This is a genomic window from Candidatus Poriferisodalis sp. (genome assembly GCF_965215815.1).
Classification (GTDB): domain Bacteria; phylum Actinomycetota; class Acidimicrobiia; order Acidimicrobiales; family Poriferisodalaceae; genus Poriferisodalis.
This window is the reverse complement of record NZ_CBDCEO010000013.1, coordinates 2,356,006-2,378,184: the sequence shown is the minus strand read 5'-3', so window position 1 is coordinate 2,378,184 and position 22,179 is coordinate 2,356,006. Positions and strand designations below refer to the sequence as shown.

At 66.1% G+C, this 22,179-nt stretch carries 23 protein-coding genes; 11 read left to right on the top strand and 12 right to left on the bottom strand.

Annotation, left to right across the window (positions count from 1 at the left end; genetic code table 11):
* Positions 1 to 11: 11 nt before the first annotated feature.
* Positions 12 to 1,076: an RNase H family protein gene (locus ACOOHB_RS20775; protein ID WP_420446682.1), complete on the bottom strand. Its 1,065-nt coding sequence runs from the start codon at positions 1,074 to 1,076 to the stop codon at positions 12 to 14.
* Between the two features lie 21 nt (positions 1,077 to 1,097).
* Here ACOOHB_RS20775 and aceE point away from each other — a divergent pair, with 21 nt between their 5' ends.
* The 4 genes from aceE (at position 1,098) to ACOOHB_RS20755 (ending at position 6,322) form a co-directional block, all read left to right on the top strand.
* Entirely contained in the window at positions 1,098 to 3,800 is a 2,703-nt protein-coding gene (aceE, locus tag ACOOHB_RS20770; RefSeq protein WP_420446681.1) for a pyruvate dehydrogenase (acetyl-transferring), homodimeric type, read from the top strand.
* A 57-nt stretch (positions 3,801 to 3,857) separates the two neighbouring features.
* Positions 3,858 to 4,331: a MaoC family dehydratase gene (locus tag ACOOHB_RS20765; protein ID WP_420446680.1), complete on the top strand. Its 474-nt coding sequence runs from the start codon at positions 3,858 to 3,860 to the stop codon at positions 4,329 to 4,331.
* A gap of 148 nt (positions 4,332 to 4,479) precedes the next feature.
* Positions 4,480 to 5,772: an ATP-binding protein gene (locus ACOOHB_RS20760; protein ID WP_420446679.1), complete on the top strand. Its 1,293-nt coding sequence runs from the start codon at positions 4,480 to 4,482 to the stop codon at positions 5,770 to 5,772.
* A 229-nt stretch (positions 5,773 to 6,001) separates the two neighbouring features.
* Positions 6,002 to 6,322: a hypothetical protein gene (locus ACOOHB_RS20755; RefSeq protein ID WP_420446678.1), complete on the top strand. Its 321-nt coding sequence runs from the start codon at positions 6,002 to 6,004 to the stop codon at positions 6,320 to 6,322.
* A gap of 74 nt (positions 6,323 to 6,396) precedes the next feature.
* Here ACOOHB_RS20755 and ACOOHB_RS20750 read toward each other — a convergent pair whose 3' ends face one another.
* From ACOOHB_RS20750 to ACOOHB_RS20735, 4 genes are all read right to left on the bottom strand, one after another.
* On the bottom strand, positions 6,397 to 7,161 hold the full coding sequence (locus tag ACOOHB_RS20750; RefSeq protein WP_420446677.1) for an alpha/beta hydrolase family protein: 765 nt from the start codon (positions 7,159 to 7,161) through the stop codon (positions 6,397 to 6,399).
* Positions 7,162 to 7,223: 62 nt separating this feature from the next.
* The gene (locus ACOOHB_RS20745) at positions 7,224 to 7,445 is read right to left on the bottom strand and encodes a hypothetical protein (protein ID WP_420446676.1); all 222 of its coding nucleotides are present in this window, start codon (positions 7,443 to 7,445) and stop codon (positions 7,224 to 7,226) included.
* Positions 7,446 to 7,529: 84 nt separating this feature from the next.
* Positions 7,530 to 7,985: a hypothetical protein gene (locus tag ACOOHB_RS20740; protein ID WP_420446675.1), complete on the bottom strand. Its 456-nt coding sequence runs from the start codon at positions 7,983 to 7,985 to the stop codon at positions 7,530 to 7,532.
* A 67-nt stretch (positions 7,986 to 8,052) separates the two neighbouring features.
* Complete coding sequence (locus ACOOHB_RS20735) at positions 8,053 to 9,165, bottom strand: acyl-CoA dehydrogenase family protein (RefSeq protein ID WP_420446674.1); 1,113 nt, start codon at positions 9,163 to 9,165, stop codon at positions 8,053 to 8,055.
* A gap of 270 nt (positions 9,166 to 9,435) precedes the next feature.
* On the opposite strand from ACOOHB_RS20735, the gene ACOOHB_RS20730 reads away from it, so the two are divergent.
* Together ACOOHB_RS20730 and ACOOHB_RS20725 are read left to right on the top strand one after the other, a co-directional pair.
* Positions 9,436 to 11,196 (top strand): molybdopterin-dependent oxidoreductase, encoded by a 1,761-nt coding sequence (locus tag ACOOHB_RS20730; RefSeq protein WP_420446673.1) that lies wholly within the window; start codon positions 9,436 to 9,438, stop codon positions 11,194 to 11,196.
* Between the two features lie 42 nt (positions 11,197 to 11,238).
* A complete protein-coding gene (locus ACOOHB_RS20725) occupies positions 11,239 to 11,880 on the top strand; it encodes an MBL fold metallo-hydrolase (RefSeq protein ID WP_420446672.1) in 642 nt (213 codons plus the stop codon).
* Positions 11,881 to 11,918: 38 nt separating this feature from the next.
* On the opposite strand, the gene ACOOHB_RS20720 is transcribed toward ACOOHB_RS20725, so the two are convergent.
* From ACOOHB_RS20720 to ACOOHB_RS20710, 3 genes are read right to left on the bottom strand one after another with little or no spacing between them, the layout of a single operon-like run.
* A complete protein-coding gene (locus ACOOHB_RS20720; protein WP_420446671.1) occupies positions 11,919 to 12,740 on the bottom strand; it encodes an ABC transporter permease in 822 nt (273 codons plus the stop codon).
* Positions 12,740 to 13,855: an ATP-binding cassette domain-containing protein gene (locus ACOOHB_RS20715; RefSeq protein ID WP_420446670.1), complete on the bottom strand. Its 1,116-nt coding sequence runs from the start codon at positions 13,853 to 13,855 to the stop codon at positions 12,740 to 12,742. The genes ACOOHB_RS20720 and ACOOHB_RS20715 overlap by 1 nt, the downstream gene beginning before the upstream one ends.
* 60 nt (positions 13,856 to 13,915) lie before the next feature.
* On the bottom strand, positions 13,916 to 15,358 hold the full coding sequence (locus tag ACOOHB_RS20710; RefSeq protein ID WP_420446669.1) for an amidase: 1,443 nt from the start codon (positions 15,356 to 15,358) through the stop codon (positions 13,916 to 13,918).
* Positions 15,359 to 15,397: 39 nt separating this feature from the next.
* On the opposite strand from ACOOHB_RS20710, the gene ACOOHB_RS20705 reads away from it, so the two are divergent.
* The 5 genes from ACOOHB_RS20705 to ACOOHB_RS20685 all read left to right on the top strand — a co-directional run bounded on the left by ACOOHB_RS20705 (position 15,398) and on the right by ACOOHB_RS20685 (position 20,640).
* Positions 15,398 to 16,771, top strand: a complete 1,374-nt coding sequence (locus tag ACOOHB_RS20705) for a M20/M25/M40 family metallo-hydrolase (RefSeq protein WP_420446668.1) — start codon at positions 15,398 to 15,400, stop codon at positions 16,769 to 16,771.
* 64 nt (positions 16,772 to 16,835) lie between these two features.
* A complete protein-coding gene (gene sufC, locus ACOOHB_RS20700; RefSeq protein ID WP_420446667.1) occupies positions 16,836 to 17,630 on the top strand; it encodes a Fe-S cluster assembly ATPase SufC in 795 nt (264 codons plus the stop codon).
* Positions 17,627 to 18,886: a SufS family cysteine desulfurase gene (locus tag ACOOHB_RS20695; RefSeq protein WP_420446666.1), complete on the top strand. Its 1,260-nt coding sequence runs from the start codon at positions 17,627 to 17,629 to the stop codon at positions 18,884 to 18,886. The genes sufC and ACOOHB_RS20695 overlap by 4 nt, the downstream gene beginning before the upstream one ends.
* A gap of 31 nt (positions 18,887 to 18,917) precedes the next feature.
* Positions 18,918 to 19,412: a Fe-S cluster assembly sulfur transfer protein SufU gene (gene sufU, locus ACOOHB_RS20690; RefSeq protein ID WP_420446665.1), complete on the top strand. Its 495-nt coding sequence runs from the start codon at positions 18,918 to 18,920 to the stop codon at positions 19,410 to 19,412.
* Between the two features lie 46 nt (positions 19,413 to 19,458).
* Positions 19,459 to 20,640 (top strand): acyl-CoA dehydrogenase family protein, encoded by a 1,182-nt coding sequence (locus tag ACOOHB_RS20685; protein ID WP_420446664.1) that lies wholly within the window; start codon positions 19,459 to 19,461, stop codon positions 20,638 to 20,640.
* 26 nt (positions 20,641 to 20,666) lie between these two features.
* Here the strand turns inward: ACOOHB_RS20685 and ACOOHB_RS20680 are convergent, their stop codons facing one another.
* The 4 genes from ACOOHB_RS20680 to ACOOHB_RS20665 form a co-directional block, all read right to left on the bottom strand.
* Positions 20,667 to 21,059 carry a PIN domain-containing protein gene (locus ACOOHB_RS20680; protein WP_420446663.1) on the bottom strand — a complete coding sequence of 131 codons (393 nt, stop codon included), beginning with the start codon at positions 21,057 to 21,059 and terminating at the stop codon, positions 20,667 to 20,669.
* Entirely contained in the window at positions 21,059 to 21,346 is a 288-nt protein-coding gene (locus ACOOHB_RS20675) for an AbrB/MazE/SpoVT family DNA-binding domain-containing protein (RefSeq protein WP_420446662.1), read from the bottom strand. Before ACOOHB_RS20675 ends, ACOOHB_RS20680 begins: the two co-directional genes overlap by 1 nt.
* A gap of 79 nt (positions 21,347 to 21,425) precedes the next feature.
* Positions 21,426 to 21,857, bottom strand: a complete 432-nt coding sequence (locus ACOOHB_RS20670; RefSeq protein WP_420446661.1) for a hypothetical protein — start codon at positions 21,855 to 21,857, stop codon at positions 21,426 to 21,428.
* Entirely contained in the window at positions 21,854 to 22,093 is a 240-nt protein-coding gene (locus ACOOHB_RS20665) for a hypothetical protein (RefSeq protein WP_420446660.1), read from the bottom strand. The genes ACOOHB_RS20670 and ACOOHB_RS20665 overlap by 4 nt, the downstream gene beginning before the upstream one ends.
* Between the last annotated feature and the right edge of the window lie 86 nt (positions 22,094 to 22,179).

Genomic DNA, 22,179 nt, shown 5'->3' with positions numbered 1-22,179 from the left:
GCCAGCAGCAGCTAGTCGGGCTCGATCACCCACACATCCCCGCCGAGCGCTTCTTCCAGGCGCCGGAGCAGGTCCGCCAGCGTGCGGTCGTCAGTTCGGCGAACGAGGATCGCTTCGTCGCAGTTGTGCATGAACCACGTGTCCCGCCGCCGCATCGCCTTGCCGAACGCCTCTCCGTCGACTGGCGCCTTGGCGCCGAGCACGAATTCCTGAGCTGCTTGCTGGCGGAGCTCGGCGAAGCGTTGACGCGACGGCCCCGGCCACCGTCGTTCGACGCCCTCGAATGCGAGCACCACGGCATATGGCACATCAGCCGTCAGCGCAGCCTCGGCACCCAGCGTCTCGGCACCAAGCCCGAGGCCCGTCGCGACCACGAGATCGGGATGCATCTGGCGCTTGGCAGCGAATACGTCGCTCAGCTGCCGGAGCACCTTGCGTGACACCGGGTTCTCGCTGTACCCGCCGAGCTCCGGCGGCCGGTGACCCAGCACGGCCACGACGTGACCGGCGATTTCCCGGTTCCCCGACGTCGGCTCGTCGGTGCTGACGGTGCCCTTCGGGGAGCCGTGCGACCCTGACCGCCCGTCAGTGAGCTGATCGAGCACGTCATCGTCGAATCGCTTGCCCCGGAGCCCAGCACAAGCGCTCGCAGCGTGCACGGCCAAGGCATCGGCGGCGGAATTCAACCGCTGGCCGGCGTGACCCTTCACCCAAGCAAACTCGACATCGCCCCGCTCCAGCACGGCATCGATGAACGGCTCCCACAGGTCCCGGTTGGCCACCGGCTTGCGCGCTGTGTTCAGCCAATTGCGCCGGTGCCAGCCCTTCCACCATTCGTCGTTGAAGCACTTCACCACGTAGGTGGAGTCGCTCATGATGCGCAACGGCCCGTCCAGCGCTTCGACGGCCTGAGCCGCAGCAGTGACCTCCATCCGCTGGTTCGTTGTCTTGGGTTCGTGGCCGCACGCCCACGGCCCGCTGTCAACCACGTACGCCCAGCCGCCCGGTCCCGGGTTTCCCAGGCACGACCCGTCGGTGAAGACTTCCCGGGCTTGGGCGTTCGGCTGAGGACTCATCCAAGTGCGACACTAGATCCCATGCTCTTTGACGGGCTGCATGAGCAGATCCCCGACATCGATCCCGACGAGACCGACGACTGGCTGCAGTCCTTCGCTGCAGTCGTCGAGGAACGGGGCAAGAACCGGGCGCGCTTCCTGATCCGGCGTCTGATGTCCAAGGCCCGCGAAATGCAGGTCGACTTCCCTGCGACTGTCTCGACCCCCTACATCAACACCATCGCCCCCGAAGACGAGCCGTGGTTTCCCGGCGACGATGGGATCGAGAAGCGCCTGCGAGCCTTCATCCGCTGGAATGCCGTCGCCATGGTGACCCATGCCAACTCGTGGGCCGACGGCATCGGCGGCCACCTGTCCACCTTTGCAAGCTCCGCGGCGCTCTATGACGTGGGCTTCAACCACTTCTGGCAAGGCAAGGACGACGGCGAGCCCGGCGACCACATCTACATCCAGGGCCATGCCGCACCTGGCATCTACGCCCGGGCCTATCTCGAAGGCCGTCTTGACGACACTGACCTCGAGCACTTCCGGCGCGAGATCGGCCGCACCGGACTGTCGTCGTACCCCCATCCGCGTCTCATGCCCGACTTCTGGGAGTTCCCGACAGTCTCGATGGGACTCGGGCCGATCATGGCGGTCTACCACGCCCGCTTCAACCGCTACCTGCACAACCGTCGTATCGACGACACGTCCGAGTCGAAGGTGTGGTGTTTCGTGGGCGACGGCGAGACCGACGAGCCCGAGACGCTCGGTGCGTTGCACCTGGCAGCCCGAGAGCGGCTCGACAACCTCGTCTTCGTCGTGAATTGCAACCTGCAGCGGCTCGACGGGCCCGTGCGCGGCAATGGGAAGATCATCCAGGAACTCGAGGCCAACTTCCGGGGCTCGGGCTGGAACGTCATCAAGGTGATCTGGGGCGGCCGCTGGGACGATCTGCTTGCCCGGGACCGAGACGGCGTCCTGCTCAACAAGATGAACGAGACCATCGACGGCGAGTATCAGCGTTACTCGGTGGAAAGCGGGGCCTACATCCGCGAGCGGTTCTTCGGGCCCGATCCCCGGTTGCGAGAGATGGTCCAACACCTCTCTGACGAGGAGCTGCAAACCCTGCCCCGAGGCGGTCACGACTACAAGAAGCTGTACGCGGCCTACCAGGCGGCCGTGGAGCACGAGGGCAGCCCGACCGTCATCTTGACCAAGACCGTGAAGGGCTGGTCGCTGGGACCTGACCTCGAAGCACGCAACGCCACCCATCAGATCAAGAAGCTGACCCGGACCCAGCTCATGACCATCCGGGAGCGCTTGCGGCTCCACGACGAGGTCGACGCCGAGTTCGACCCTGACGATCCGCCCTATTGCCGCCCCCTGCCCGGTAGCGCCGAACACGAATACTTGGTAGCCCGTCGCAAGGCTCTGGGCGGCCCGTTGCCCAAGCGCATCGGCAACTGGTCCCGCAAGGCACTGCCGATGCCGAGCTCGAAGCCGTTCGAGGAGTTCTCGGCGGGCTCGGGCAAGATGGCGGTGTCGACCACCATGGCCTTCACCCGGATGCTGCGGGCGATGACGCGAGAGCCGGGCTTCGGCGAGCGTGTGGTGCCGATCATTCCCGACGAGGCCCGCACGTTCGGCATGGACTCGTTGTTCCGCGAGCTCGGCATCTACGCCAGCCAGGGCCAGTTGTACGAGCCCGTCGACCACGACCTGCTGCTGTCCTATACCGAGCACATCGACGGCCAGATCCTCGAGGAGGGCATCACCGAGGCGGGTGCGCTGGCCAGCTTCACCGCCGCCGCCACCTCCTATGCCGTCCGCGGCGTGGCGATGGTGCCCTTTTACACCTTCTATTCGATGTTCGGCTTCCAGCGTGTGGGCGACATGATCTGGGCGCTGGCCGACATGAGGGGTCGCGGTTTCCTCATGGGGGCCACGGCCGGACGCACCACGCTGATGGGCGAGGGCCTGCAGCACCAGGACGGCCACTCGCCGCTGCTGGCCTCGGTCGTGCCGCCGTGCCAGGCCTACGACCCGGCGTTCGCCTACGAGCTCGCGGCGATCGTGCGCGACGGGATCCGGCGAATGTACGGGGTGGGCGAGGACATCTTCTACTACCTGACGATCTACAACGAGAACTACATCCAGCCGCCTGAGCCGGACGATCTTGAACTGACAGATCTGCTGGCCGGCATGTACCGCTTTGCCCCTGCGCCGACGGGACGCGCCCACGCCGGCACGATCCTGTTCTCGGGTTCGGCGCAAGGCGCTGCGCGTGCGGCGGCGGATCTGCTGGCGGCGGAGCACGATGTCGGCGTCGACTCGTGGAGCGCCACCTCGTACAAGGCGCTGCGCGAGGAGGCGCTGTCGTGCGAGCGGTGGAACACCCTCCATCCCGACGATCCCCAGCAGGTGCCGTTCGTCACCCGGCAGCTGGCCGACGGCACCGGGCCGGTCATCGCCGTGACTGACTTCATGCGCACCGTGCCCGATCAGGTCTCTCGCTGGATCGGCCGCGACTACACCTCGCTGGGCACCGACGGCTTCGGCCGCAGCGACACCCGCAGCCGACTGCGTGAGCACTTCGAGGTGACCGCCGAGCACATCACGGTGGCGGTGCTGTGGCGCCTTGCCGAGCTGGGCGAGATCGACGCGACTGCGGCCGCCGAGGCCATCAAGCGCTACGGCCTGGCTACCGACAGCGCCGACCCTTGGTCCTCGGCAACGCACTGAGCCGGCCGGCGCCCACGATCCCCGACGCTGCGGGCGCGGCGCGTGCAGACTGTCTCGATGCCCAGCGACATTCCCTGCCCGCAGCGATGGTTCGACGACTACGAGGCCGGTGAGCGCTTCACGTTCGGTACGACGACCATCGACGAGGCCGAGATCATCGAATTCGGCCGCAAGTTCGACCCGCAGCCCTTCCACATCGATCCTGAGGCCGCTCGCAACACCGTCTATGGCCGGATCATCGCATCGGGATGGCATACCGGCTCGATCATGATGAGGATGCTGGGTGAATACCTGTTGGGGCCATCGAGCATGGGTTCGCCTGGTCTCGACGAACTGCGCTGGCTGGCACCGGTGTATCCAGGCGACCCTCTCACCCTCGTGGTCGAGATTCTGGAGGTTCGCCCGAGCCGCTCCAAGCCCGACCGCGGCATCATCAAGATGACCCACGAACTCGTCAACCAGGACGGCACCACGGTGGTGCGCGCGGTGGCGAACATGATGATTGCCCGCCACCCCGCTGATCCAGTCTGACCCGGACCGGTCAGAGATCAGCGATCAGCGATCAGTCGAGGATCACGGCGGGAACTGCCTCAAAATCACGGTAGGAATGCCTATGTTTTCACGGTAGAGATGCCTGCAATTTCACGGTAGTGTTGCTGGGACTGGCGTTGGAGCCTACGTGACGACACTGATTGAGCGACGCATCGAGGACATCGCACAGCAGCGAATGGGCGAGAACCCGGTGCTGCTGCTGCAGGGGCCGCGCACAGTCGGCAAATCGACGCTGCTGCGCGCACTCGCCGAACATCACCGCGCCCGGGTGGTTGATCTCGACGATCCGGCCATACGCGAGGCTGCCTCCGACGATCCCGCTCTATTTGTCTCCGGACCCGGTCCGGTGTTCGTGGACGAATACCAGCATGTGCCTGAGTTGCTCGACGCCATCAAGTCCGAGTTGAATCGCGATGGCTCGTCAGGCCGCTTCGTGATCGCCGGATCCACACGGTTCGCTGCGCTGCCACTCGTGTCGCAATCGCTCACCGGACGTCTGCACCGTATCGAGCTACATCCGTTCAGCCAAGGCGAGATCGACGCCAAACACGAGTCCTTGATCGAGATGCTGTTCGGGGATCCAGCCTCCGTTGTGAGCGCTGTTGCGTCCACGACGACGCGAGACGACTACGCCCAGCGCATCTCCCAAGGCGGCCTTCCTCTGGCGCTGGTTCGCTCGGGCGCCGCGCGCGACCGCTGGTTCGACGACTTCCTCGCTCTGTGCCTTGAACGCGACCTGTTCGAACCGGGCCGAGTGCGTCAGCCCGGCGCGCTCGTGCCGTTGCTCTCGCGCGTCGCAGCCCAGACCGCGCAGGTGCTCAACATGTCCCGCGCCGGGGACGACGTCGGGCTCGCAGCCTCCACGGCAGCCGACTACATCAGGCTCTTCGAAGCCAGCTTCCTCGTCAGGCTGCTCCCCGCATGGGGTCGGACACAGCGAGCCGTCAGCTCGGCGCGGCCCAAAGCGCACATGGTTGATTCGGGCGTCGCGGCGCGGCTGTTGCGCCTTCCCCCAGAGAAGCTGGGGCGTCTCGACCCGGCCGCACTACAACAGTTCGGTCACCTCGTTGAGACGTTCGTGGTGGGAGAAGTGTTCAAGCAGGCGTCATGGCTGGAGCATCGCCCGAGCGTCGGCCACTGGCGAACCCGCGATGGCACCGAAGTCGACTTGGTGCTCGAAAGCGGCTACGACGGCGCCGTCGTGGGCATCGATATCAAGGCAGGCAGCCGGCTGCGGCCGGCCGACCGTCGCGGACTCACGAACCTGCGGTCGATGGTGGGCGACCGTTTCCGAGCCGGCGTCATCTTCCATACCGGTCCCTACTGCGCACGTTTGGACGACACCGGCCGCCTGATCGCACTGCCCATCGATCGCCTCTGGACCCCGATCGAGTCCAAGCCGATCGACAATGACATCTGACGCCATCGGCGGTGCAGATCGGCCGAGATGGGCGAGCAGGGTGGAGCATCGTGCTCGCGACGGGCCGCTCAGCGCACAGATGAGGTACGGCCTACTGCCCCGTCCGAAATCCAGACTGCACGACGGGCATCGCCGGATCGCCTCGGGTACCCGAGAACCAGGCAAGTAGGCTCAGAAAGAGTCTCTTGCGCTGCGAGTGCAAGGCATCAGACCCCGCGAGGAGATCGTGATGGACAGGCGCAGCGTCCACTACTTCGAGCTAGAGACTGACCGCACCGTCGACCTCTTGGACGACGCCTGTTTCGATGCGCTCTACGAGGCAGGCTGTGACGACGCCCTCATCGGCCACTACAGACTCGACTTCGCGCGTGAGGCGGAATCGCTGGAAGCGGCGCTCTCGTCGGCCAAGGCCGACGCGGAGTCAGTAGCAGGCGTTCGCATTGTGGCGGCCAAGATTGGCGCCGACGACATCGACTTCACACCGTCGCCGGACGGCCCGGCCGTGTTGAATGCACCAGCTTCAGCCGAGAGCCGAGCCGTCGCGATCTAGCTGAGGGCAGTCCCGCAAGAGTCCACACGGCCCTACAGATCGCGTCGGCGCACCGCCCAGCAGGGCGCAGCGTTCTAGGTGTACTGGGCGGCGGCCTGGTGTTCCAGCCAGCCCAGCAGGATGGCGACGGCTCGGGGGTCATGGCGGATGCGATGATCTGCCCCCGCGATGAGGCGCAGCTCAGCACCGGGGTGCAGCGACGCGAGGTGGCGAGCTTCCTCATAGGGCACTTGGCGGTCGTTGGTGCCGTGCAGGATCAACAGCGGCCGGTCGGTGAGCCGCTGCACGGCGTCCAGCGCCCTGTTCTGCTTCAGCTCACGGTTCCACGCGCTTGGCGAGCGCGGGAAGTTCTCGGATCTGATGACACCGACATTGCGGCAGTGCGCCAAGAAGGCCTTGGGGTCGCCTGCCCAGTCGTCGAAATCAGCCCTGGGCGCCATGGCTGCCACGCCGCGCACTCGGGGGTCGCGTGCGCCAGCAAGGATGGCCAGCGAGCCACCGGTCGTGGAGCCCACGATCCACACACCGCGGCAGCCGTCTTCCAAGACGTGCTCGATCGAGCGCCCGACGTCGTCGATCCAGCCGAGGAGGGAAAAGTCGCCGTCGGATTCACCGCAGCCTCGCAAGCTGACTGCGAGCACCGTCCAGCCCTGCGCTTCGGCAATGCGCTCCGCGAAGAGCTGGTACGTGCGATTCGGAACACCAGGTCGCTGCTTGGAGGGGAATCCATGGCACAGCACCACCGCCGGTCCACTTCCCGTCGAGCGTGTCGGCCGAACCATCAGCGCCGCAAGATGCGGGCTGCCCTTGATGGTGATCTCGGTGACGGTGGTGCTCACCGCGCTGCGTTTCGACCGGGGCGGCGCGAGGGCAGCGCCGTAGGGGGGAGCATCGGCGATTCCTAGCGACAGAGCCGCGACAGCCGATAGCCGCGGTTGCGCGCTTCAGGCAGCTCGTCGGGTCCGAAAGTGGCGTAGGACTGCGCCGTCACGATGTCGGCGACGGCCGCAGCCAGCTGCTCGGCGACGGCGGGATCGACGGTTGCCACTTCCATGTCGTAGACGATCTGGTTGCGCTTGTCGCCGACGAATCGACAACCGGCGAGCTCCCTCGGGATGTCCATGTTCATATTCTGCCGTCCAACGGTCGCTCCCCTCACCCGAGCCGTGGCCAACGAGGCCCGAACGGGAGAGATTCGGCCAGGGCCTCAGCGGCCGTTGGGGGAAACGGCGGCGAGTGCGCCGATCCGGCGCAGGTATTCCAGGTGCGCGTCCACGACGGCGTAGACCTGTTCGAGCGTCACTTCGAGACCTTCGCGACGTGCGGAGCGGTACAGGTCGGCCGCAGACGAACGATCCTCGGTGATCGTCGTGCTGGTATCGCTGGGCGCCCCGTCGGTGTCGCCTGCCGCTACGCCAGCCGACTCAGCGGGTCCGAACTGCAGTTGGTTGAGATGCTGCCGAAGCAGCGCTTCGAGCTCGTCAGCGTCCAGCGCAGCAGCGATGTCGAACGGCAGCAGATCAGCGACGAACTCCGCTGCCTCAGCCAGACGCCACACCGGCTCGCGTCGCTGGCGGCCAAGGCGCTGAGCCTGTGTGCCGATGACCCCTGCGGCGACGACAAAGCCGATCACCAACGAGATGACGATGACCATGGCGATCACCGATGCCTCCTCGGCCTCAAAGGTGTCATGCGGCGCACCGGCCGCACTGCGTTCTGCGTTGTCTGGTCTACAGGCCGATGCGCTGCGCCAGCTGCTCCCGGTGGTACGCGGGATCGCCGAAGATCAGCTCGGAGCTCTTGGCACGCTTGAAGTAGAGGTGCGCAGGGTGCTCCCACGTGAAGCCGATGCCGCCGTGGATCTGGATGTTCTCCGCGGCGCAATGGAAGTAGGCCTCTGAGCAGTACGCCTTGGCCAGCGATGCCACCGATGGCAGCTCGTCGTTCATCTCTGCGGCGCACCACGCGGCGTAGTACGCAGCCGACTTGGCCGACTCCACCTCGAGCAGCATGTCGGCGCACTTGTGCTTGATGGCCTGGAACGAGCCGATCGGACGACCGAACTGCACGCGGTCCTTCGCGTACTGCACCGCCATGTCGAGCACGAATTGCGCACCGCCCACTTGCTCGTTCGCGAGGGCCACAGCGGCCAGGTCGAGCACTCTGTCGATGTAGGCGAAGTTGTCGGTGTCGCACAGGTGCGTGGCAGGCGTGTTGTTGAAGGAGATCCGGGCCTGCTTGCGCGTCTGGTCCATCGTGGCGAGATTCTCCCGGCTGAGGCCAGCCGCGTCGCCCTCGACGGTGAACAGGTGAATGCCGCCATTGCAGCGGGCGGCCACGACGAACAGGTTCGCTGTTCCGCCGTCAGTCACGAACATCTTCTCGCCCGTGATGGTCGCCGAGTCGCCCGTGTCGGTGGCCTCGACTTCTACGCCGTCGGCGTCCCAGCGACCACTGGCCTCTGCCAGGGCCAGCGTGGCGATGATCTCGCCGGAAGCAATGCCCGCGAGCAGTTTTTCCTTGGCCTTCTCGTTGCCTGAGTGCAGGATGGCGTTGCCGGCCAGCACCACGGTGGAGAAATAGGGCGAGCACAGCAGGCTGCGACCCATCTCTTCCAGCACGATGCCCAGCTCCACGTAGCTGGCACCCTGCCCGCCGTATTCCTCGGGGATGATCAGCGCCTGCAAGCCGAGCTGAGTGGCCATCTGCGACCAAACGGCAGCGTCGTAGCCGTCGTCGGTCTCCATCAGCTCGCGTACGGCGGTCTCCGGGGACTTCTCCTCAAGGAACGAGCGGACAAAGTTGCGGAGCTCTTCCTGCTCCTCGGTGAATGCGAAGTTCACGGACGCGCCTCCGGGCCGGGTGAAGCCAGTGCAATCTGATCACCAGCGCAATAGTCAGGCGAAGTTCTATCACCCCGACACAGGAACGGCTCAGTGCGACTCACGCAGACGGCGTGGAACCTGCAGTGCGAGCCGGGCGTTAGCTTTCGTGACGGACGCTATGCGCAAGCACGAGGCGGATCGCAATGCTGATCCGAAAGCGAACATGACTCAACAACGACAGCGCATTCGTCACAGTTCGGGCAATGCGGCCAACAAGGCGGTGCAGCAATGAGCGACGGGTCCAGCCAGACCCCAGACGCGGACTCGCCGGCAACGGACCCGGTCGCGTCGGCCGCATCGAATGGCAGCGCGGTAGGCCGGCTTATCGGGCGGCCAGGTGCCGGTGCCGGTTTGCTGGCCGGCATTGCGGGCGCCGCCGTGGCGCTGGCTTTCGGTGAACTGATCGACGGACTGGTCGACACGATCCCGTCGCTGGTGGTCGCCGTCGGCGAGGCATTGGTCGACTACTCGCCCGACTGGGCCGTGAAGCTGAGCATCGAGTTGTTCGGAGAGAAGGACAAGGCGGTGCTGGCAATCGGCATCGTCGGCGTGTCGCTGATCATCGGCGGCCTGCTGGGTGCCTGTGCCATGGCGTCACGCCGACGCTGGGTGCCGATCGCAGGCTTCGCTGCGTTCGGTGTCATCGGCGGGTGGACCGCAGCCCGCAACCCGATGAGCCCGTTCGTCGGCTCGTGGATCGTTGCTGTTATCGCAGCAGCGCTCGGCTACGTCACGCTGAGAATGCTGTTGCGACTTGCACCAGCCCGCAGCCCCGCACTCAGCGACGATCAACCACCCCTCGAACCTGCTGCTGAAGGGACTCCGGAAATAGCTCCCGATGCCAGCCGACGGGCCTTCCTGCTCGGCGTCGGCGGCGCCGGCGTGGCGGCTGTGGGCCTTGTGGCGCTGGGACGGCGCGTACGCGGCCCCTCGGCGGCGGAGACCGCCCGGGCCAACGTCAACCTGAATCCGTCCGCGCCCCCCACCACCTCAGCCTCCGCAGGTGCCCCAACCGCAGCGCAGACCACCGCCACGACTGCGGCCCGCCGATCAGCAGCAGCCGAGGTGGCCGCGCTGGACACGCTCGACGAGGTCGCCGGCATTTCCCGTTACCTGACGCCCAATGACGACTTCTACCGGATCGACACGGCGCTGACGGTGCCGCAGGTCGATCCGGCCAACTGGAAGCTCCGCTTTACCGGCATGGTCGACAACCCCTACGAGCTGACCTTCGACGAGATCTTGGCGATGGACCTGTCCGAACACGTCATCACGCTGTCGTGCGTGTCGAATCGTGTCGGCGGCCGTCTCGTCGGCAACGCCATCTGGACTGGTGTGCCGCTGGTGGACCTGCTCGACCGGGCAGGGGTGCAAGACGGCGCTGACCAGGTTGTCGGTCGCTCGGTAGACGACTGGACCGCTGGATTCCCGACAGGGCTCCTGCGCGACGGCCGCAACGCAGTGCTGGCCGTCGGCATGAACGGCGAGCCGTTGCCCACCGCTCACGGCTTCCCCGCGCGCCTGGTGGTGGCGGGACTGTATGGCTACGTGTCAGCGGTGAAGTGGATCGAGGAGATCAACCTCACCACCTGGGACGCCTTCGACGGCTACTGGGTACCACGGGGATGGTCCAAGCGGGGGCCCATGAAGACGCAGAGCCGCATCGACGTGCCTGGCAACGGCGACCGGCCCGTTGCCGGAAATCCGACCGCCATTGCAGGCATCGCCTGGGCGCCGACTCGAGGCATCAGCGCAGTCGAGGTGCGTATCGACGACGGCGCGTGGCAGCAATGCGAGGTGGGCGAAGCGCTGGGTGACGAGAGCTGGGTGCAGTGGCACCGTGCCTGGACGCCCACCGCAGGCACGCACTCCCTGCAGGTTCGGGCCATCGACGGCACCGGCATGACGCAGCCCGAGGGACCGAAGGATGTGCGGCCCGACGGCGCTGAGGGCTGGCACCGGGTCGCCGTGCGGGTCGACGCTGCCTGAGCCGAGAGCACACCTTTTCGCGCTGCCTCTTAGGATGCACGCATGGCTCTGCATTGGTCCGCCACCGGCATCGAAGTCCACAAGCACGTCGTGCGCCCCATCGAGGGTGACTTGCCCAGTGGCTTCCCCGACGACTTCGACAACAACGTCTTCACCATTCGCTGCACCGAGACCGGCGAGGCGATGCTCATCGACGCCGCGAACGAGCACGAGCGTCTGCTCGAGGTGTGCCAGGCGCTTGGCGTGACCAAGGTTGTCGAGACGCACGGTCATTGGGATCACATACAGGCGGTCCCGGCCATTCGCGATGCGGGCATCGAGGTCGGCATTACTTCTGAAGACTCATCGATGCTGCCGAGCTACGACTTCATTCTCGAGGACGACTCGGTCATCGAGGTGGGTCGCCTGCGGATCCGCACTATCCACAATCCCGGCCACACGGCGGGTTCCATGAGCTTCCATGTCGAAGGCACGCCGCTGCTCTTCACGGGCGACACGCTCTTCCCGGGCGGACCCGGCGCAACGGGATTCGGCGGCGACTTCGATCAGATCATCCGCAGCATCGAGGACCGGATGTTCTCGGCGTTCGGGGGCGACACGATGGTGCTACCCGGTCACGGCTTCGACACCACGATCGGCAACGAGTCACCGCATCTGCAGGAGTGGATCGACCGAGGCTGGTAAGCCGCTGGGTCTCACCGGTCGCCACCCGGCGGCTGTGTCTAACCCGTCGCAACCCTGCGACCGAGCGACCTGAACGCTATGTAGAAGGTCACGATGGCGAGCCCCACGATTGAGGCGGCTCCCTTGAGGATCATGAGCCCGTCCCAGCCCTCGAACAGGATCGCTCGCATCGCCTCCATGAGATAGGTGACCGGGTTCCACGCCGCCACCGTGCGGAGCCAGCCTGACATCAGCTCTCGAGGCAGGAACGACGGCGTCAGGAACGCGAACGGGAAGAAGATCAAGAACGACGAGTTCACCGCGGCCGGATTCCCGGTTCGCAGCGCAACCGTGTAGGGGATGCCGCTGTACGCAATGCTCCAAGCAATTGCGAGCAGCAAGAAGACCAAGAACCCCAAGAAGCCGGTCTCGAACCACACACCGAAGGCGAGGCCCATCGCGACCACGAACAGGGCCAGTCCGAGCGCCATCACGATGTCAGCCACCATCAGCCCGAACAGCAGCGTGGACCGGCGGATCGGCGTTACGAGCATCCGGTCGAGATAGCCGGACTGAATGTCGATCACGAGCACGCTCGCCCGAGAAATGCCCGTGACAGCAAAGATGATCGCGACCGGAAGCTGGAACGCCCGGTAGTCGAGGCCGACATTGCTCCCCGAGGGCGCCTGTCCCTCCACGAACGACTCCAAGGCGCCGGTATTCACGACAAAGAAGAAGACGGGGATGATCAGCGTCGGGATCAGGTACTCGGGTTCACGCAACACGCTTCGGACAGCCCGCCTGGCGATCGTCGCTATGTCGGTCAGGAAGCCGACACCGTGAGTCAGGCCTCCCCCTGGGGCGACAGCGGCTTCAGTCATCACCCGCCTCCCGCTGCGGCGTGCACGCCGTCGGGGTGTGTGCCTGGGGCGACCGAATCGGCCTGGTCTGGCGCAGCCTCTTCGGCTGCGACTGTGCTCTCCGCCGCAGCCTCTTCGGCTGCGACTGTGCTCTCCGCCGCAGCCTCTTCGGCTGCGGCCATGCGGTAGCCGGTCGCCTGCAGGAACACGTCGTCAAGCGAGGGCGTCCGTACGGTGAACGCTGTTGGATGCACATCGGCACCGGCCAGCGCCACCGCGACGGCACCGACGAGCCCCGCGCCATCCGAAGTCGCAATGGTGATGCCATGGCGACCCGCAGTCACATCGTCGGCCTGAGGCACGGCTTTCGCTGCCTCCGCCGCGCGAGCGATGTCTTCGGGCTCGAGATCCACCACGATCACGTCGGCGCCCACGGCCCGCTTCAACTCGGTGGGCGTGCCCTGTTGCACGATGCGCCCATCGGCCAGGATCGCCACCCGATCGGCCAGCACATCGGCTTCTTCCAGGTATTGCGTCGTCAGGAAGACCGTCACGCCCAGCTCGTCATTGAGGCGACGCACCTCGTCCCATACCTGGGTTCGGCTCACCGGGTCGAGGCCTGTCGTGGGCTCGTCCAAGAAGAGCACTTCAGGGGCATGGATCAGCGACGCCGCTAGGTCCAGCCGCCGTTTCATGCCGCCGCTGTAGGTGGAGATACGGGCATCGATGGCGTCGCCGATGTCGGCGAGGTCGATGGCGCGCTCAATGGATGCGGCCCGGTCAGTGGGGCGTAGCCCGTAGAGCCGGGCTTGCAGGTCAAGGATCTCGCGGCCGGTCTGTTTCTCGTCGAGCGCTGCGTCTTGCATGGCGACGCCGATGCGGATGCGCACCTCACCGGGATTCTTCGCCACGTCGTAGCCGGCAACCCTGGCGGTGCCCGCCGTCGGGCGCAGCAGCGTGCACAGCATGCGCACGATCGTGCTCTTGCCAGCACCGTTCGGTCCCAAGAAACCGAAGATCTCACCTTGGCGGACCTGCAGATCTACACCGTCGACCGCCCTCACCGAACCGAAGTCGCGGACGAGTCCATGAGCCTCAATCGCCGTTGCTGACCCCTCAGACATCGCCTCGGACACGGGCGGCAGGCTACCGAGCCGCCTGCCGGGCAGACGGAGACTTTCGGGGGTTCAGGATGCTCAGGTCAGTGACGGGAGCACGTCAATGTGGCGGGTGGCGGACTCCCAAGCGTGGGCCAATTCGAGCACCGAGCGGTCGGCGCGATGGCGGCCGACGAGCTGCAGACCGACGGGCAGGCCATCGGTGGTGAAGCCAGCGGGCACCGAGATGGCGGGATGGGTCGTGACGGTGATGTCGCTGCACGAGCGCATCCAGTCGATGTAGGTCTCGAATTCGACACCGTCGATTTCGGTGGGGTACTCGATCTCGACATCGAACGGGGGCACCTGAGTGGTGGGGCACGCCAGGTATGCAAAGCCGCCGCCATCAGGTGACATGAACGCATCGACGCTGGCGAACAGCTGGGTGTGGCGGCGGCATGCATCTGCGTATTCGGCAGTTGACATCGACAGGCCTCGTTCGATGTTCCATACCAAAGTGTCCTTGAGCTGGTCGCGGTGCCGTTCGAGCAGTGGCCCGTGACCGACGGCGAACGTCCAGGCACGACGGGCCTGAAAGATGTGCGGGGCATCCGACAGATCGGGCCAGGCCTCGACAACTTCGCAGCCCAAGTCGGCGAGCACATCAGGCACGTTCGCCGTAGCGGCTCGAACCGCAGGATCGATCGGCAGCCCACCAGCATCGGGTGACCACGCCACCCGCACGCCGCGGAGGTCTCGCTCCAGCGAACCTGCGAAGACCTCCGGCGACTCCTGGTTCGACACCGGCGAGCGGTCATCGGGGCCCGCCAGCGCTCGCAGGAAGAACGCCACGTCGGCCACGGTCCGGGCCATCGGGCCTTCGACCGCCAATGGGAACCACGCGTCCTGCGAGGTGGTTGAAGGCACCCGTCCTGGGGACGGCCGGAAGCCCACGATGTTGCAGAACGCGGCAGGGTTGCGCAGCGAGCCGCCGAGATCCGACCCGTCGCACAGCGGCAGCATCCGGGTGGCCAGCGACACCGCTGCTCCCCCGCTGGAACCGCCGCACGTCTTTGCGAGGTCATAGGGGTTGCGTGTGATGCCGAACACCGGATTGAACGTTTGCGAGCCAGCACCGAACTCGGGCGTATTGGTCTTGCCGACCATCACCGCGCCGGCCTCCCGCTGACGTTCCACCACCAGCGCATCGATATCGGGGACGAAGTCGGCGAACAACGGTGAGCCCATCGTGGTGCGGACACCAGCTGTGAGCGCCAAGTCCTTGTGCGCCACCGGCAGCCCATGCAGCAACCCGAGCGACTCGCCGCGGGCGTGCGCCTCGTCGGCGGCAGCCGCCCGTTCGGCCGCGAGCTCCGGTGTGAACGTCACGATGGCGTTGACGGCGGGATTGACCTGGGCGATGCGTTCAAGGTGTGCCGCAAGGAGCTCTCGCGCCGAGATCTCGCCGTTCGCCAGCATCGCCGCCATCTGCGTCGCGGTCAGCCCGCAGATGCCCGCCTCGTCCCCAGAGCTCGTGTCCATCGGCTCATTCGACCACAGCTGCCGCCTAAGTTGCAGCCCATGAGCCAGTCATTCGCTGCCGGGAGAAGCGATGAGAACCGTCGCACCGGCCAGACCGTCGAGCTGCTGCAGACACTGATCCGCAATGAGTGCGTCAATTACGGCACAGCAACCTCGGGGGGCGAGGTTCGCAACTCCGACACCATTCAGGCCTACCTGGAAGGCGCTGGCCTGGATCTTGAGGTATTCGATGCGGCTCCGGGCCGGCGGTCGCTCGCCACCCGCATCGAAGGCAGCGATCCAAACGCGCCCACCCTGTGCCTGATGGGCCACACCGACGTGGTGCCGGTCAATCCCGACGGCTGGAGCCGTGATCCCTTCGGCGGGGAACTCATCGATGGCGAGGTGTGGGGCCGCGGCGCGGTGGACATGCTGAACCTCACGTCCTCGATGGCGGTGGCCTTCCGGCATATGGCCGAGACGGGCTACCGGCCCAAGGGCGACCTCATCTACTTCGCCTGCGCCGACGAGGAGGCCGGCTCGGCCTACGGCGCTCGCTGGATGGCCGAGAACCACTGGGACGCGATCAGTGCCGACTACGTGCTGACCGAGAACGGCGGTTTGCACTCGGGCTCGGCCGAAGCTCCGTTCATCGGCATGAACGTGGGTGAGAAGGGCGTGGCCTGGCGACGCTTGCGGGTTCGGGGCGTACCCGGGCACGGCTCACGACCGTTCCGGCAGGAAAACGCCCTCGTCAGGGCAGCCGCAGTGGTGCACCGGATCTCGCAGTACCGCCCGCCGCCGAGGTTCCACGAACTATGGCGGGAACAGGTCGACACGCTCGGTGTCGACGACGAGACCAAGGCGATCATGCTGGACGAGGCACTCATCGAGGACTGGCTCGACGCCCATCCCAGCGCTTCGGTGGCAGCGCACCTGTACTCGTGCACCCACACCTCGTTCTCGCCGAACGTCATCGGTGCGCCCAACACAATGAAGACCAACGTGATCCCGGACCACGTCGACATCGAGGTGGATGTGCGCACGCTGCCCGGCGAGGGCACAGCGGAAGTGCAGGCGCACCTGAATGAGGCGCTCGGCGATCTGGCCGGCGATGTCGAGGTCGAGATCATCATGAACGACCCTGCCTCGGTCAGCCGCGTCGAGACGCCGCTGTGGGACGCGCTGCAAGTGGCGGTGGGTCGGCGTTTCCCGACGGCTCGGCTCACCCCGCAGCTCATCATCGGGTTCACCGACTCCCGCGTGTACCGGGACATGGGCGCTGTGGCCTACGGGGCCGGACTGTTCAGCCCCGAACTGGACGGCGGCGACTACGGCGCCCGCTTCCACGGCAACGACGAGCGCATCGACGTCGAATCGCTGGCGCTGACCACCCAGCTCTGGCTCGACGTGGTCGACAGCCTCTGGGACTGAGGGCTGCGGGTCTACGACCTGAGCCCCGGTTGGGGCATTTGGGGCCAGCCATACACTGAGCCGCATGACACTGGGCGGCCTAGCGCCGGACGCTGCCTCGGGCGCACCCCTCTTCGAGATCGATGGCTTGGGTGTCCGAGCTGTTGAGGGACCGCAGATCCTCCAGAGCGTGGATCTGACGGTCAACGCGGGCGAGTGCCACGCCATCATGGGCCCCAACGGGTCGGGCAAATCGACGCTGGCAACGACGATCCTGGGATCGCCCGAATTCGAGGTGACCGGCGGGGAGATCCGCTTCCGAGGCGACGACATCTCCGAATGGGATCCCGACGCCCGCTCCAAGGCCGGGCTGTTCCTGGCCTTCCAGTACCCCCAGCACATCCCTGGCGTGTCGGTGCGCAACTTCCTGCGCCAAGCAGTCTCAGCACGGCGTGGCGAGGACGTGTCGGCCATCGAGATCTACGTCGCGATGGGCGAATGGATGTCACGGCTTGGCATGGATGAGTCGTTCATGGACCGCTACCTCAACGAAGGGTTCAGCGGTGGCGAGCGCAAGCGCAACGAGATCCTGCAGCTGGCCCTGCTCGAGCCTGAATTGGCCATTCTGGACGAGACCGATTCGGGGCTCGACATCGACGCACTGCGAGTAGTGGCAACGGGCCTGCAGCAAGTTCGCGCCGAGCGATCGCACATGGGCGTCGTGCTCATCACCCACTACGAGCGCCTGCTCGACGAGATCGAACCCGACCATGTGCATGTGCTGGTCGACGGGCGGATCGTGGCCTCGGGCGGTCCCGAACTGGCCGCCGAACTCGAACGCGACGGCTACGAACCCTTCGAGCAGAAGGCCGCGGCGTGAGCACCGGGGGCGACGTCGCGATCGACGGCCCCATCGATGCGACGGTCAAAGCGCAATTCCCGCTGCTCGAACGCAGCGTCCACGGCCATCCGATCGTCTACCTGGACTCTGCGGCGTCGTCGCAGAAACCAGCAGTCGTGCTCGACGCCATGGACAACTACTACCGCACCATCAACGCCAACGTCCATCGCGGCGCGTACGAGATCGCCGCGGCGGCCACCGAGCAGATGGAAAGTGCCCGAGCGGATGTCGCTCGCTTCATTTCGGCGCCCAGTGCCGACGAGATCATCTTCACCAAGAACGCCACCGAGGCGATGAACCTGGTTGCCCGATCATGGGGTGGCTCCAACCTTGGCCCTGCCGATGCGATTGTGCTCACCGAGATGGAGCACCACGCCAACATCGTGCCCTGGCACATCCTGGCGGCCGAGCGGGGGTTCGAGATCCGCTGGATTCCGATCACCGCTGACGGCTACCTGGACCTGACCGACCTGGACCGTTTGCTCGACGGGGCGAAATTGCTGTCGGTCACGGCGATGAGCAACGTGTTGGGCACGCTGAACCCCATCCCCCGACTCGCGGCCGCAGCCCACGACGCAGGTGCGCTGATCAGCGTGGACGCGAGCCAGTACGTGCCGCACCTGCCCACTGATGTGGGCGCGCTGGGCGCCGATTTCATGGTGTTCACCGGCCACAAGATGTGCGGGCCGACCGGTGTGGGCGTGCTGTGGGCCCGTTCCGAGCTGCTCGAGGCGATGCCGCCGTTTCTGGGCGGGGGCGAGATGATCCTTGACGTCACCAAGGAGGGCTTCCGGCCCAACACGGTGCCCCACAAGTTCGAGGCTGGTACCCCGCCCATCGCGGAGATCGTGGGCCTCGGGGCCGCCGTGCGGTACCTGGAAGGCCTCGGAATGGACGCCGTGCGCGCCCACGAAGTCAGCCTCACCGGCTACGCGCTGCGCACGCTCACCGACCGCCATGGCGACGACATCACCGTGCACGGTCCCTCGGAGCCCGCGCAGCGCGGCGGCGTGCTGTCGTTCGTGTACCGCGATGTGCACCCCCACGACATCTCCCAGGTGCTCGACCAAAGCGGCGTGTGCGTGCGGGCGGGACACCACTGCGCCAAGCCGCTCATGCGATGCCTCGGCGTCACCGCCACGACGCGGGCATCGCTGTACGTGTACAACGACACTTCCGACGTAGATTCGCTGGCAGAGGCGCTCGACGACGTCGGCACCTTGTTCGGCCGCTAGAGGCACCAGGACTGAGGCGGAACGAAACCCGATGGCTGGGCTCGAAGACCTGTACCGAGAGATCATCCTCGACCACTACCGGAACCCGCGCAACCGCGGCGAACTGGAAAGCCCGCCGGCGCATCGCAGCGAGGGCTTCAACCCGCTGTGCGGCGACGAGGTCGTGTTGACCTTCGAGATGGACGGCGACACCGTGACCGACTTGCGGGTCGGCGGCCAGGGCTGCTCGATCAGCCAGGCATCGGCTTCGATGATGTCCTCGGCGGTCATCGGCAAGTCCGCGAGCGAGATCCGCTATCTCACCCGTGCCTTCAAGGCCATGATGTCCATCCACGAAGAAACCATCGGCGGAGACGGATCCGAAGCGCATTTGGGGGATGCCGCTGGGTCCAACGGCGGAGCGCTCCGGCTCGGCGATCTGGAAGCGCTGCGGGGCGTGGTGAAGTTCCCGGTGAGAATCAAGTGCGCGACGCTGGGCTGGAATGCGCTTGCGAGCGGCCTCGACGAGACTTCCGGGGCGGGGTGAGCCTTCCTGCGGATCGGTCCGCCCGCACACGGCGATAAGGGGGACCATGACTGACCAGGCCGCTCGCCGTACCGAACTCGTCGAGCGGGCACGCCAGATCGCCCCGAAGCTGGCCGCCCGAGCGGCGGCCGATCCCTGGGCCCGCCAGATCGCCGCCGACGCCATCGACGAGTTGCGGGCCGCCGAGTTGCTCACGATCGGACAGCCGAGCGCCAACGGCGGTCAGGAACTCGACTGGATCACCTATCTCGAAGTTCACGCGGTGCTGGCCGAGGGCTGCCCGTCGACCGCCTGGCTGGCATGCGTCGGCAACGCTCACGCTTGGCTGGCGGGGCACTGGCCCGATGCCTGCCAGGAAGAGATCTACGCCGGCGGTCCTGACACCTACGTCGCCGGAGTGCTGACCGATCGGGGCGACACAGTCCCGGTCGACGGAGGCTGGACGCTCAACGGCTTCTGGCCGTTCGGGTCGGGTATCGACCACGCCGGCTGGATCGTCCTCGGCGGTCACATCCCGTCGCCAAACGGCGGCGAGCCGATTTCGGGCATGTTCGTCCTGCCCGCCGACGAGGTCTCCTTCCTCGATGACTGGCACGCCAACGGCCTGCGAGCCACGGGCAGCAGCAGCATCGTGGCCAAGGACGTATACGTGCCCGAGCACCGATTCGCCCCCGGCGAAGTGCTGGCTTCAGGCGACACACCCGGCATGGCCCGCAACAGCGGCTGGATCCAGCGCAGTGCGCTCATGCCGACCTTGGCGTACGCCCTCACGCCCGTCGCGATCGGTGCCGCCCGGGCGTCGCTGGCTGCATTCGCCGAGGAAGTGGACGGCAAGGTCATCAGCCACGTCGACGTGCTGCAGACCGATTGGCCGCTGACGCATCGACAGTTCGCCGAATCCCATGCGCTGATCGACCAGGGCGAGCTGCTCCTGCGGCGAACCGCAGAGCTGATCATGGACACCGCACGAGACGGAGAGTTCATGGAACTCGCGCTGCGAGCACGCGTGCGGCTCGACTGCGCTTATGCCGTGCGTCGCTGCCTGGAGGCCGTCGAAACCCTCTACTTGGCAACCGGCGGCCGCGGTGTTCGCGACACCAACCGAATCGGCCGTTTCCAAGCCGATCTGCAGGCCATCAACATGCACGCGATCACCGCGCTCGACCCGGCGCTAGAGGGCTACGGCCGCATCCTCATGGGTCACCCACCCCGCACCCCCCGCCTCTGATCATCTGCGGTGCCCGTCTGAGTGCGTCATCGCTCGGCGCGAAGGTCGCGCCAGCGCCAGGGCGCGTCGGGTCGGAGCAATTCAGGATCGCCGGTCCAAAGTTCGGCATCGTGAGCGATCGCGGTGGCGGCCGCGAACGCGTCTGCGTACGACATTGCGTATTCGGACTTGAGCGTCGCCGCTTCGATGACCCGTGTCGGCGTTGGAATATCGGCTGTCACATTTGCCGAGAGCCGTTGCAACACGCTGTCGGCTGCCTCTGCGCCCCACCGGCGACGCACCGAGTAGAAAACCTCGCCGAGATTGATCCACGACATCACGGCATCGCTGCGCTCCAGCAATTCAGTCGTCATGGTCCTGATCGGATCCCGGCCCTGCAGAAAATGCATCACCGGCCACGTATCGAGAACGACGGCCATCAGGCAGTGCGACCGGCTGGTTGGTCGTCGGCAAGCAGCGCTCCAAACGCGGCCTCACGGGCGTCTTCGCGTTCTCGGTCAGCTCGCCGTTCTGCCAGCAGCTCCACGGCCAAGTCGGGATCCGACGGCAGGCAACCTGCTAACGAGCGAATGTCGTCGACGCGACGGACGCTCACCGCGTCGCCGTCACACCAGAAACTCACACGATCACCCGGGCGGATGCCGAGCTGATCACGGATTTCCTTCGGAATCACGACTTGGCCCTTCGGCCCGACCTTGTGAGTCATACTGGCCAGTATAACTTCTGGCCTTCGAGGTGGCCGCACACGTATTCGTAGAGACCACGCTCCTCCGGCATCTCCTCAGCTAGGCATCGAGTAGGCAGTACTCGGCTTCGATGCCCGCCATCGCTGCGCGGATTCGTGGCCCGTCGTCACCGGACCACACATATAGGGGTGCACCGAGATGCTCCGCAGCAGCGACTGCTTCGGCGCCAAGGCTGGACAGGCGATACGAATCGGCAAGCTCGGCCATGCGAAATGCGAGCAAGCGCATCGGCACAACCTCGACATCGTCACCCAGCATCGCCAATCGACGGCCGAGCGCGCCACGGGCAGCCTGCGGCCATGAACCGGTGAGCGCGCCGCCGGAGGCTGCGACGACGCTCCGGCACAGGCGCACCAAGTAGAGGTTTGTTGTCGCAGGCGAGTGTTCCGCCAGCGTTAGCGCGAGGTCCGAGCCCACCTCGTCCGCGAGCAGATCACGCAGGAGATGATCGTCGAGGACAATCCGGCTCATGTCGTGGCAAGGCCCGGATCGCCGCTGAGCGTCCGGACGAAGGCGGCATGCTCCTCGCGGCCCAACAGGTCACCTAAGAGCCGACGCCCTTGCCCGACGGGCACGGTGAGCACCCCGAATCCAAGATCGAGGACATCCACGGGGCCGCCGTCGTCGAGACTCCACCGATGGCGCGCCGCTGCAGGCAGCGACATCTGACCTGACGAGGACACCAAATACTCGCGCACTGAGTTCATGATCAGAGTCTACTTGGTGACAGGCACATCCCTACCAAGTTTCTTGCAGTGCGAACGCATGGAGCGGGCGCCTGCGGCACAGCCCG